An 11,484-nucleotide genomic window follows, 5' to 3' on the forward strand; every position below is an offset into this window, starting at 1 on the left:
ACTCAGGCGCTGTGAGCGCTGGGCCGGGCAGGTCCAGGGAGCGCGTGCATCCGACCGGCCGGTGGTCACGCTCCGGAAGTCTCGTGCACGGACTCCCCTCCTGCCGCCGGGTAACCTCGGGCGAAACGAGAAGCTGAATGCTCGTCATTTTTGCCTGTCCAGACGCTGAAAGGGAAACCATGCCGCAGGACCAGGACCCGACGGTGGAGCGCACCCTCGTACTTCTCAAGCCCGACGCCGTCGTCCGCGGTTTCGCCGGGAAGATCATCACTCGCTTCGAGGACGCCGCCCTCAAGATCATCGGCGTCAAGATGAAGCAGATGGACGCCGACTTCACGCGGCGGCACTACTTCGACCTGGAGGAGCGCCTCGGGGCGGAGGTCTACAACCTCACCTCCACCTTCATGCAGCAGGGACCCGTAATCGCGATGGTCCTGGAGGGCTTCGACGCGGTCGCGACCGTCCGCAAGATCGTCGGGAGCACGTATCCGAACGAGGCGCCGGCCGGGACGATCCGGGGCGACTTCTCGCACTACAGCCGCGCCGCGAGCACGGCCTCGGGCAAGGCCGTCGCGAACCTCGTGCACGCCTCCGGAAACAAGGAGGAGGCGGCGCAGGAGGTCGAGCTGTGGTTCGACAAGGACGAGCTCCACGACTACCGCACGCTTGCGGAGACCTTCACCTACTGACGCCGGGCGACGTCACCAACGCGACGTCGACGCGTTGAACACCAACGGGGCACCACCTACGAGAGAGAGCACGATGACCAACCCGACCCGCGCTGCCTCCGTCGCCGAGATGGAGACGAGCTTCCAGCGGGAGCTGGCCACCGATCGCTGGGCAGCCGCGGAGACGGCGTACGCGCTGGCCGTACGGACCCGTGACGCGGGCGACTGGGACCAGTCCCGCGAATGGGTCGCGCAGTGCCTGCGCCTGCTGGAAGGGTTCCCCGGCGACACCGAGGAGCAGGTCGCCACCACCCGCGTATCGGTAGGCGGGGTGCTGCTCCCCAACTACCTCCACGAAGGGGTCGTCCGCGACCGCTTCGGCCAGCTCGCCTGACGCGCATCGGCGGCTGTAGGCCGCTACCGGTTCGGTCGTTGCTCACCCGTCGGTGAGCAACGACCGCCCCCTTTCGACACCCCACCACCCATCCGGGCCAACCGAGGAACACCTCACCTGTCCCGGTCGGCACCGCCATGCCCACGAAAGGACTCAGACCGTTGGCCGTCGAGATCGAAATGCGCGCCCGCTTCGACGAGGCAGCGCACGACCGACTCCTCTCCCGCCTCGAAGCCGAGGGTGAGGACCTGGGCTGCGACGACAAGCTCATCCACTTCTACGTGCTGCCCGACAAGCTCCTGAAGGTCACGGACAACACCGCCACAGGTACGGCGAAGATCACGCTCAAGGACAGCAAGATCGGCCAGGGCTCCGCGTTCCCCGAGACGGAGATCCAGATCGCCCGGCAGGACGTGGCCGCGGCGGTTCGGGTGTTCAACGCGCTCGGATTCGACGACGTCAGGCACGAGGCGTTCAACCGCCGCCACAACTTCCGCTTCCGGGGCGTCGAGATCGCCGTGAAGTGGAGCGAGGCGTGGGGACACCATGCCGAGTTCGAGGTCCTGCTCGGCGACCGGCCGACCGAGGCAGAACGCGACGAGGCCGAGGCGCGCGTCCGGGCCGTGGCCCAGGAGCTGGACGTGCCGCTGATGAGCGAGCAGGAACTCGCCGACTTCACCGCGGCCTTCGAGGCGGCGGAGCGCGAATGGAAGTCCGCCACCGCCGCTCAGCCGGCCGCCGCCCGCTGAGCGGCGACCGCACCGGATCACAGAGGGGGTAGGCGCGATGGGCACGATGCCGCAGACGGAAAGTCTGGTCGAGTTGGCCGCACGAAGGCAGCTTCCGCAGCACCAGTACATGGACCGCGTCACGGTGCGCTGGATCGCGGCCAACCGGCCGGATCTGCGCGAGGTGGCGATGGCGCCCTTGCCGGAGGCGTCCCAGCGGTTGCTTCAGCGGGCGGCGGCCCCGGCTGGGTGGTGGCTCGAGAGCCGGGTCACCGGCTCCCTTCACGGCGTCCGGCACGGGATGCGTACGGCGGCGCTCGCGGCACTGCTGGCCCGGGACGCCGGCATGGATGAGGCTGAGACCGGTGATCTCGTCGTGGCCGCCGCGGTACACGACTGCCGCAGAGTCCACGACCAGGACGACCGGGGCCACGGCGCCCGTGCTTCCTCCTGGCTGGCCCAGAACGCGGACGCGGTTTGGCGGCACTTCGACCTGACCGCGACGACGGCCCGTATGAGTCGGGCCGCCGTCGCGGTGCGACTGCACGACGTGCCGTACACCTCCTTCTCCGCGGCCGACGAGGCCGACTACGCGAAGGCGGAGCAGCTCTGCGACATGGTCAAGGCCGCCGACGCCCTCGACCGCTACCGCCTGCCGAAGCTCAGCTGGTGGCCTGATGCCGAACACGTCCGCGTAGGCAGCTTCGAGCGATTCCGCGCGGCGGCGTTCGACCTCGTCGTGCGTTCCGAGAACGCGCAGCTGGACGGTCTGGGAAGCGCGGAGGCCGTTGGGGTGGCATTACGCGAGAAGGGACTGCTGTCCTGATGGACTTCCTCGACACCTACGAGGAGTGGGCCGACGCGCATGCATTCTTCGACACCGCGCTCATACCCGGCCCCGGCCGCCGTTCGGCCGATCCCCTCGCGGAGCAGACCCGCGCCTGGGAGACCCGTCTGGCCCAGGCCACCCCCAACGGGGCACTGCTGCGAAGCAACGCGCTTTTCGACTCCCTCAGCAGCGGCCAGACCCTGCACCTGCTCCACGTCACCCACGCACTGGAACAGATCACCGAACACGGCGTCCTCTACCCGTCGGGGGGCTGCCTGGTAGGAGCGATCTACTGCGCCCCGCTCGCCGCAACGGGCAGCGGGTACCGCATGCACAACCTCGGCGCCTACGTGCTCGACAAGGAGGCGCCGGCCTTCGTCGCCCGGATGAACCTGACCGGGCACACACCGACCCCCCTCATCTTCGAGGTGACCCTCCCCGCACAGGCATACCGCGGTCTGGCCGGCATCGACTACCTGCGCCTCGGCTCGATCCACCTGCAGATCTACAGCCGGCTCGAATACCTGCTCTCCAAGGCCGAGCGGCACCGCCTGCGCGAGACCGTCGTCAGCCGCGCCAAGAACTCCACGGCCTTCCTCGCGCTCGCCGCCAGCGTCGCCTACGAAGGCACCCGCGTACAGCCTGAGCCCTTCCTGCGTCTGCTTGACGAGGCCATCCCCCGCCTGCCCATCCTCGGCTACATCTACTTCGAGGCTCTGGCGGAGTACCTGATGCTGCACTCGACGAGCGCGCACACCCGTGAGCGGGCGGCGGTCGGCGAGTTCAACAACTGGCTCTACAAGGAGATGCTCTTCGCGACCTTCCCGCATATGGCCGGCCGCTTCGACCTGGCGAAGTTCCGCCCCTCCCCCAGGGAACTGGATGCGCTGCTCACCCGCATCGACGCCACCACGGACCCGGAGCACGCGCGCACGTACCTCACCGCCCGAATCAGCTACCTGGTCGCGGCCCGGCTGTTCACACCCGGCAAAGCCCCCTCGGCCTGGCACCACCGGCGGTGGGAGTTCGACAGCCTCGCCGATGAGCTCGGCCCGCTCCTCGGCCACCTGATCCACCGCGAGCTGCGTACCTTCGGCCGCTACCCCGACTTCTACTTCTACTACGACCAGCACAAGGCGCTTCAGGCCTGGAACTACTGGAACCACATGGACATCGTGGTCCCCTTCAACGGCACCTTTCCGAAGGGCGAGGTCGGCATCAACCCCGCCTACCCTGACCTGCAGTACCGCGTGTGGCGAGCCGAACGCGACGGCGCCGGCTACCTCCACCCGGCCGAGGAGCTGGACCTCACCATCGCGCCGCGGCTGGTCGACATCAAGTACACGCTGATGCGCAACAACAAGTGGGCTCAGCCCTCGACGACACCGACTCCGGCCTGACGTCGTCCCTTGAGAACGCCCACGGCCTGCGACGGCGCCCCGCCTTCGCGTCCCACACCCACCACGTACGGAGTCCCGTCATGCCCATTTCCGAGGCAAGCCAGCGTTCCCAGCTCGACGCCTTCGCCGATCACGTCACCGCCCTGCTGGCCGACCCGTCCACCCCCCACGGTCTCGCCCGCACGCTCCGCGCCACAGCGAAGGAGATCACCCTCACCCGCGACCACCAGGCCAGCCAGAAGGCGTGGCCGAACGGCCGCATCGACGAGAGGCCCACCCACGTACAAATCGGCGGCGGCGCCCACCGCATCGACGGCTTCTTCAACATCGACGCCGTCCCGCCGGCCGACCTCCTGTGGGACGTCCGCGAGGGCATCCCCCTCCACGACGCCACCGTCCAGGTCCTCTTCTCCGAGCACTTCCTGGAGCACATCGACTACCCGCGCTCGGCCAAGCACTACGCCCGCGAGGCCTACCGCGTCCTGGCCCCGGGCGGACAGGTGATCACCGGCGTCCCCGACGCCTCCCACGTCCTGAACCAGTACCCGGCCCCGCCATCCCAAGCGGCCGAGATGATCGACCGCTGGTACGCCAACCGCACCTGCCGCGGGGACATCAACACCTACCTCGACCTGATCAACTACGTCTTCCGCGACCAGGACGACGACCCCACCTACAACCCCCACTACTGGGCCTACGACATGGAGAAGCTCACCCAGCTCTTCACCGAAGCCGGGTTCATCCACGTGGAACCATGGTCCTTCGACGCGACGATCGCCAACCCGAAGCGGGAGTCGGCGAGCGTGTACGTCGTGGCTTCTAAGTAGGCCACGGCACGGTTGATTCCAGCCCAAGCCCGCTGTCGCTGGAAGAGTCCGCCGACCTCCGCCGGCAATCCCTCCTCCTGCGTCGACCCCCGCTAGGCTGGGTAACGAGATGCTCCAGCGACAAGGCCCGCTGACCTGCGGTGATGCAGTACCAATCGGTCGCTGCGAAACTGCCTTGCAGCAGTCCCCGTTAACAGGCCCTGACCTGTGTCTTTACCCTCGGGGTCCTCATCAGCCCAGGAGGTCCTCATCAACGACGTACGGGTAGTGGGCGCCCGTCGCCAGGTCGGGGTCCTCATCAGCCCAGGAGGTCCTCATCAGCCCAGGAGGGCTCGCAACAGCTCTTCCTCCAGGCCGTAGCGGAGGAAGGCGTCGGGTCCTCATCAGCCCAGGAGGGCTCGCAACCGTGACCGCCCGCCACGCCGGCCCCGACCGGTACCCGGGTCCTCATCAGCCCAGGAGGGCTCGCAACGAGCGAGGCTTACCTCCGGCTCGACCGGCTCGCGGGGTCCTCATCAGCCCAGGAGGGCTCGCAACCCCGGCAGCTCGCGGCGGGCCTGGAGTCGCCTGGCTGTCCTCATCAGCCCAGGAGGGCTCGCAACCAGGCGTGCGCGCTGCTGGCCGCCCACATGCAGGGGCAGGTCCTCATCAGCCCAGCAGGGCTCGCAAACGGTACGCGGCAACGGACCCCGCACGCTCGATCCATGTCCTCCAGCCCAGCAGGGCTCGCAACCAGAGCCGGCGCACGAAGTCCCTGCACTGCGCCCGTGTCCTCATCAGCCCAGCAGGACTCGCAACGCGGCCGGGGTCACGCTCAAGCAGCTCACGGACGCGGTCCTCATCAGCCCAGGAGGCTCGCAACGCGTCAGCGGTGGCCTGCTCGCTCCCGCGCCGGTCGTCCTCATCAGCCCGAGAGGGCTCGCAACGTCAGCGACCACCTGTCCTTGCCCCAGCGAACCGTGGTTCTCATCTGTCGGCGACGGCTGAAAAGTGGACCGGTGGCGGCGCTTGAAAGTTGACCCCCTCAAGTGGTCTGGCTCGTTGAGTCAGGCGGGGAGGACTCGCAAAATGAGGTGAGGGCGTGGGCTCCCCAGCCCGCCTCGTACCCAAGCCCCAACCTGCGAGCCAACTGACACCACTAGAAGCAGTTCCGTGCGCGCCGGGCACGACGGCTCGCACCACAGCCGCGCCAGTTACAGCAGTACAAGGAGGTCAACACGGGCAACGGTGGTGTCGGCGACGTGTCACTTGAACGGCTCGTTGAAGCGCTGACCTGCACGGACGCCGAGAAGGACCCGGTGATTCCCAAGCTCAGAGCGCGGGTTCGATTCCCGTCATCCGCTCCAATACATAGCCCCAGGTCAGCAGCCTGGGGCTTGTTTGTTGTGTGGACCAATTCGAGGGTCACGTGCCATAGCCGTGCCATTGGACGGCGAATTGCGGCGCGCGAATGCGCCCGATGACCGCAGTCGACCGCTGAACGCCGAGGGCCTTCGAATAGCGAGACGCATTTCTAGTGAGCCGTGTCGCACAAAGTCGCGGAAAAGATCCCCTATCACACCTCTACGTCACCCATGGTGAAGCCGGAGTCCCGGCAATCACCGGCCTGACCACGCGCCGGCCCGAAGCCAGACGGGCCGTGCCAGTGCCGTGCCGTAAGCGGACCCGATCCTCGGTCGGATTCACAGTCATCGCCTGCCGCACAGCCGAGGATGGAGCGGCCTTCATTGCAGAGCACGGGCAAGTCGTGCGTTCTCTTGCGGGCGAAGGCAGCGCCATCTGCCGTTTCGTCCGCGGCTATTCGCGGAGACCTCACCCAGCAGACTGCACGCTGACCCACGAAGACCTGGAATCCGCGCTCACCCACGACGACGGCGCTTCAGCGAACGGGCGGCATTCGGCTTCAGCACCACGGCCGAAGCCAGGTCACTCCCTGCGGCGTGGGGAGCAGTTCCCTGTCGGCGTGGACGCTTCGATCGTGGCAGGTCCATCCCCGCGGGTGCGGGGAGCAGTTCGTGGCCGTCGAGTCGTCACAGTCGAGCCCGGGTCCATCCCCGCGGGCGCGGGGAGCAGTCTGACTGACCTGCGGGTTCCCTAGGGGGCCAGCCCGCTTTGAACCAGTTTTGAAGAGAGTGATAAAAGGGGCGTAACACTCGTGAAGCTGTTCGCCGGCTTCCCAGAGAACACAGTACGGCCGCCGAAGCACGCCACTCGACCTCCTACGGCCGACCAGAGATCTAGCCCCAGCAGGCCACGGCGCCTCACCTTGCGCGCTGGATGGCTCCGGCGCCTTCGATCCGGCGCAGGGTCTCCTCATCGGGCTCGCCGCTCACCGCTACGTAGCGCGACAGGGCACTCCCGCCGCCCGCAGCCGGGAGCTACCTGGGCGCGATCGTGCCGAGCCACTCCTCGACCGTCAGGACGTCCACGCACAACGGGAAGACGATGGCGCCTGCCGCTGGATCGCCGTCCGCCACGCCGGCAACCGCATCCACGTCCTCGCCACCACGGTCCGCCAGGACGGCACCAAACCCCGCGACTCCCACTCCTACAAACGCGCCCAAACAGAAGCCCGCCAGATCGAAAACGACTACCAACTGCGCCACGTCACCCCCGGCGACAGCACCGCAGCCAAACGCCCCACCCGCGCCGAAACCGAAAAAGCCCACCGCACCGGCCGCCAGCGCACCCACGCGAACAACTCCGCGCCACCATCCGCACCATCGTCGCCGTCTCCACCACCCCCGACGAGCTCTTCCACTACCTCGCCAGCAGCAGCATGAAGGTCGAAGTCCTACGCTTCCCCTCCGGCGACATCCGCGGCTACAAAGTCGCCCTCGACGGCGACACCAACGCCGCAGGCCAGCCCATCTGGTTCGCCGGCTCCACCCTCGCCCCCGACCTGTCCTACCCCCAGATGCGCACCCGCCTCACCGCCGCCGAAGCCCCGCCTGTCGGCCCGCACCAGGCCACCGCCGCCACCGAACGCATCCCCCACCACCCCGCCGGCACCGACGACGCAGCCTCCCAAGCCCACATCACCGCCTTCGCCGAAGCCCCCGACGCACTCCCCTTCTACACACCCGAAGACCTACGACCCCAGCTCCGCCAGGCAGCCCTCGACTTCGAACGCGCCAGCCGCTCCCGCATCCAAGCCGACCACCAACACGCCCGAGCCCTACGAAGCGCCATCCGCACCGGAGCGGCCATCGCCATCTTTCTCGATGCCGTCATCCTCACCGCCATGGCAATTCAGCGCTGGCACGCCGCCCGCCACCACAACCAGCAAGTCGAAGCCACCCGCCGCACCCTCACCGAGCTGCAAACCGCCTCCAGCGCCTCGCCCAGCGGCCCCCGCTCAGCTCTCAAGCACGAGCAGCCCGAGCCCGTAGCACCGTCCTCTCGACCATGCGGACAGCGGCAGACACTGCGTCGTCCCAAGCGGCTGCTCGCCCATCCGACCCTGGCAACCGCCGACACCGATGACAGCGTCGAAGCCCAGGTCAATCATCACCTGCAGCGGATTGCCGCTTGCGCTCCAGCACTACAAGGGGGCAGTTCAGGGCTGCTGCGATCCTCGCCAGATTCGCGGGAGTCGCGCTGCGCCACCCGGACTCGATCTCCCCCATCAACTGCTCTGAGATACCTACTTCGCCGGCCAGCGCCCGTTTCGTCAGCCCGGCTTTCTCGCGCGCCCAGGTCACCGCTTCCGGCTCCTGGTGCAGCCTCCGCGGCCGGACCCAGCTCCTCAGGGTGCGCTGGGCACTGTTCTCGGTCACTGGGACGCCCGCTGCTGCACGTCCGGGGAACCGATGGGCTCCGGGTCATCGTCGGCGACGACAGCCCATACCCGCTTCCCCACGCCATCACGCTCGCTCACACCCCACCGCGAGCCGGTGAGCGCGTCCACGAGAAGAAGCCCTCGTCCGCATTCCTCATCCTCGGTCGCCTTGCGGAGTTCGGGCCAGTTCTCGTTGGCGTCGTGCACCTCGATGCGCACGCCACCAGGAGCCCGTTCGTAGCGCGTCTCGATCTGACGCCCACGAGGAGGGCACGCGTGCCGGACCGCGTTGCCGAACAGCTCTGAAAGGACCAACTCGGCGGTCTCTGCGAGCCGGCCCAGGCCCCAAGCCTCCAGCTCCTGCCGCAACTCCTGCCGGGCTGCGCCCACACACCGAGCGCTGCGCGGCCACCGCCTCACCAGGATCGGCGCCCCGTCGCGGCTTCCCGAATGCGTCATCGGGTCTCTCCCCACTTGGTATCCATCGACGTATCTCAGGAAGACCAAAGCGGTGAAGCCATACCGCAAACCACGCCTCATGCACACAGAGCTGCCACCAATGCACGCTATGCATAGGCGGCCGGGCGCCCGCCGAAAGTCAGCCCCCGACAGCTAGCCTCGGCGCGAGCAGTTCCAGCGCCTCCTCCCACCGGAACCGGTCCGCGCCCCCACCCGACTTCGGCGGATGCGGTTCATAGTCGCTGACGAGGACCCCCATCGTGCGCAGTCGCGCCAGGCTCTCGCCGTAGGCGGGGTGGGCGGCCATCGCGCTGTTCACGTACGGCAGCACGGCGGTGGGGATGCCCATCCCGTAGGCCTCGCACAGGATGCCCAGCGCCAGCGTGTCGGAGATGCCGGCCGCCCACTTGTTGATCGTGTTGTAGGTCGCCGGCGCCACCGCGATCGCATCGGCCGGCGGCAGCGGGCGGACGTCACCGGGCTTCCGCCACGCCGACCGGATCGGGTACCCCGTCTGTCCCTCGACCGCCTCCTGATCGATGAAGCCGAGCCCGAGCGGCGTGGCGACGACGCCCACACCCCAGCCCAGGTCCTGCGCTGCCGAGATCAGCGTCCCCACGTCCGGGGCAACACCGGCCGCGCACACAACGACGTATAGGAACGGCCTCTTCGGCGAATCACTCACGCGGGCACTCCCAACCGACGGGCGAAGTGGTGCAGTTCCGGCAGCGTACGACGACGGTCGCGCGCAGCCATGTCGGCGACCAGCTCCCTCACAGCAGGACGGCGTACGTCCTGGGCGGCGCAGCTCTCGGCGATACGCAACGCCTGGTAACCGTCAGCAAGGCGGCCTTGCTGGCTGTACGCGCGGGCAGCGTCCGTCCACAGCGCGGCCCGGCGCTCCGGTACCGGAATGTGGCGGCGCATGAGCGGCCGTGCCGCCTGGAGCGCCAACCCCGCGTCGCCCAGGAGAACGGACGCGTTCACCGCGTGCAGTTCGACGTTGATCGAGCTGAAGTTGGACCACCTGTCGGGCTCGCTGCCAGGCATCATCTCGGCGACCTCACGCGCCTCGCTGAGGAAGTCCTGTACGGAGCCGCGGTCGCCGCCCAGTCCGGCAGCCGTCACCCCCCGCAGGAGAAGCATCCCGAGGACAGCAAGGTGCCGGGGAGACCGGCGGTCGTACGAGCCCGACATGTGGTCCACGGTGTGCCGGACCAAGGTGACTGCTTGGGCGGTGTGATGCTCCCTGGCCAGCAGGTGGGCGTGCAAGCGCACGCTGGAAGCCAGCACGACCGGGTCGCCTGATCGCTCGGCCTCCGCCATCGCACGACCCACCGCGAGCCAAGCGTGGCCGTGATCGCCGTGCTTGAGGAGAAGGCTCGCGGTGGTCTGGTAGGCGGCGGCCAGCATGCCGGTCGCCTCCGACGAGCTGACGGCAGCCCGGCGGAGGTCGCCGATGAGAGCAGGCAGCTGGAGTTCGAGGCGGGCGTAGTCGCACGCGAGGAACAGGGCACGCAAACTCGTCATCCTGCCGGCCAGCTCGGGTAGACCCTCCTCGTCGGTGCTCGCCGTCGGCACGACACCGGGAAGAAGCGACTGGACGAGTTCCCCGTACGGAATCGCGGACGGTGCAGGTGCGGCGAGCGTGGCGACGCCCGCGGCAAGGAATGTGCGACGGTGCATGTCCCCTGTGGTCTCTCGATCAGCGTTGTCGGCGATGGGAGCAGTCGCCAGTCCCAGCATCTCCACGGGGATGCGGAGCTCCGTGGCGACGGCACGCAGCACGCGTAAATCCTCCGTGCCTCTGCCTTGTTCGAGGCGACTGACCTTTGACTGGTGGTATCCCAGCGCAGCCGCAACATCGGTCTGGGAACGTCTCGCGAGCACACGCGCACGCCGGATGATCTCGCCGGTCTTCTTCGCCTCGTCCTGCTCTGCGGCCATGCGCGCGGCTCCCTCCGCCGTCGCCGATCCTGCCCCTTGAACAGAGCCAGGGAACACCCCGCCTACCTCCCATGCGGGGCCTGCATAACCCATGCAGCACCAGCAGGTCAGGTGGAGCGGCAGGTACGGGCGACGGTTTCGTGGTGAGCCATACCCATCCTGGAGGTCCCGCATGGAACCGCAGCCCCTCAATCCTCGGGGCACCGCGCCGACCACGGCCGCCGAAGTCATCGCCATCCGCCCTGGCCCGCCGCTCACCGGCACAGTGACCGTCGACGGATCGAAGAACGCGGCCTTGCCGCTGCTGGCCGCGGCAGCCGTGCTCCGTTCGCCGGTGCACCTGAGCAATCTCCCCGACAGCACCGACGTGCACGTCCTGATCACGCTCCTCCGAGAAGTCGGCCTCGACGTGGCCGGGTTCCCGGGTTCAGCTAACGCTGCGCTAATCTCA

The 11,484-nt window shown here is 68.2% G+C and carries 12 protein-coding genes and 1 pseudogene; 7 read left to right on the forward strand and 6 right to left on the reverse strand.

Annotated features, from left to right (window positions below; genetic code table 11):
- Positions 1-179: 179 nt before the first annotated feature.
- The 6 genes from HCN08_RS27920 to HCN08_RS27945 all read left to right on the forward strand — a co-directional run bounded on the left by HCN08_RS27920 (position 180) and on the right by HCN08_RS27945 (position 4,846).
- Positions 180-689, forward strand: a complete 510-nt coding sequence (locus tag HCN08_RS27920) for a nucleoside-diphosphate kinase (protein ID WP_167986042.1) — start codon at positions 180-182, stop codon at positions 687-689.
- A 73-nt stretch (positions 690-762) separates the two neighbouring features.
- Positions 763-1,062, forward strand: coding sequence for a hypothetical protein (locus HCN08_RS27925; protein ID WP_167986043.1), 300 nt, complete (start codon positions 763-765; stop codon positions 1,060-1,062).
- A gap of 161 nt (positions 1,063-1,223) precedes the next feature.
- On the forward strand, positions 1,224-1,811 hold the full coding sequence (locus HCN08_RS27930) for a CYTH domain-containing protein (RefSeq protein ID WP_167986044.1): 588 nt from the start codon (positions 1,224-1,226) through the stop codon (positions 1,809-1,811).
- 37 nt (positions 1,812-1,848) lie between these two features.
- Positions 1,849-2,616, forward strand: coding sequence for a hypothetical protein (locus tag HCN08_RS27935; RefSeq protein ID WP_206319319.1), 768 nt, complete (start codon positions 1,849-1,851; stop codon positions 2,614-2,616).
- Positions 2,616-4,019, forward strand: coding sequence for a hypothetical protein (locus tag HCN08_RS27940; RefSeq protein ID WP_167986045.1), 1,404 nt, complete (start codon positions 2,616-2,618; stop codon positions 4,017-4,019). The genes HCN08_RS27935 and HCN08_RS27940 overlap by 1 nt, the downstream gene beginning before the upstream one ends.
- An 80-nt stretch (positions 4,020-4,099) precedes the next feature.
- Positions 4,100-4,846 (forward strand): class I SAM-dependent methyltransferase, encoded by a 747-nt coding sequence (locus HCN08_RS27945; RefSeq protein ID WP_167986046.1) that lies wholly within the window; start codon positions 4,100-4,102, stop codon positions 4,844-4,846.
- 2,378 nt (positions 4,847-7,224) lie between these two features.
- Here HCN08_RS27945 and HCN08_RS27950 read toward each other — a convergent pair.
- The 6 genes from HCN08_RS27950 to HCN08_RS27975 form a co-directional block, all read right to left on the reverse strand.
- A complete protein-coding gene (locus tag HCN08_RS27950; protein WP_167986047.1) occupies positions 7,225-7,539 on the reverse strand; it encodes a hypothetical protein in 315 nt (104 codons plus the stop codon).
- 485 nt (positions 7,540-8,024) lie between these two features.
- The gene (locus HCN08_RS27955; protein ID WP_167986048.1) at positions 8,025-8,171 is read right to left on the reverse strand and encodes a hypothetical protein; all 147 of its coding nucleotides are present in this window, start codon (positions 8,169-8,171) and stop codon (positions 8,025-8,027) included.
- Positions 8,172-8,349: 178 nt separating this feature from the next.
- Positions 8,350-8,625, reverse strand: a complete 276-nt coding sequence (locus tag HCN08_RS27960; RefSeq protein ID WP_322974725.1) for a helix-turn-helix domain-containing protein — start codon at positions 8,623-8,625, stop codon at positions 8,350-8,352.
- On the reverse strand, positions 8,622-9,086 hold the full coding sequence (locus HCN08_RS27965) for an ATP-binding protein (protein ID WP_167986049.1): 465 nt from the start codon (positions 9,084-9,086) through the stop codon (positions 8,622-8,624). The genes HCN08_RS27960 and HCN08_RS27965 overlap by 4 nt, the downstream gene beginning before the upstream one ends.
- Before the next feature lie 139 nt (positions 9,087-9,225).
- Positions 9,226-9,771, reverse strand: coding sequence for a flavoprotein (locus tag HCN08_RS27970; protein WP_167986050.1), 546 nt, complete (start codon positions 9,769-9,771; stop codon positions 9,226-9,228).
- Entirely contained in the window at positions 9,768-11,033 is a 1,266-nt protein-coding gene (locus HCN08_RS27975; protein WP_167986051.1) for a helix-turn-helix domain-containing protein, read from the reverse strand. The genes HCN08_RS27970 and HCN08_RS27975 overlap by 4 nt, the downstream gene beginning before the upstream one ends.
- Positions 11,034-11,205: 172 nt before the next feature.
- Between HCN08_RS27975 and HCN08_RS27980 the strand changes: the two are divergent.
- Positions 11,206-11,484 (forward strand): annotated as a pseudogene (locus HCN08_RS27980) (hypothetical protein); the annotation flags it as partial.

The sequence above is a fragment of the Actinacidiphila epipremni genome, assembly GCF_012034175.1.
GTDB classification, from domain to species: domain Bacteria; phylum Actinomycetota; class Actinomycetes; order Streptomycetales; family Streptomycetaceae; genus Actinacidiphila; species Actinacidiphila epipremni.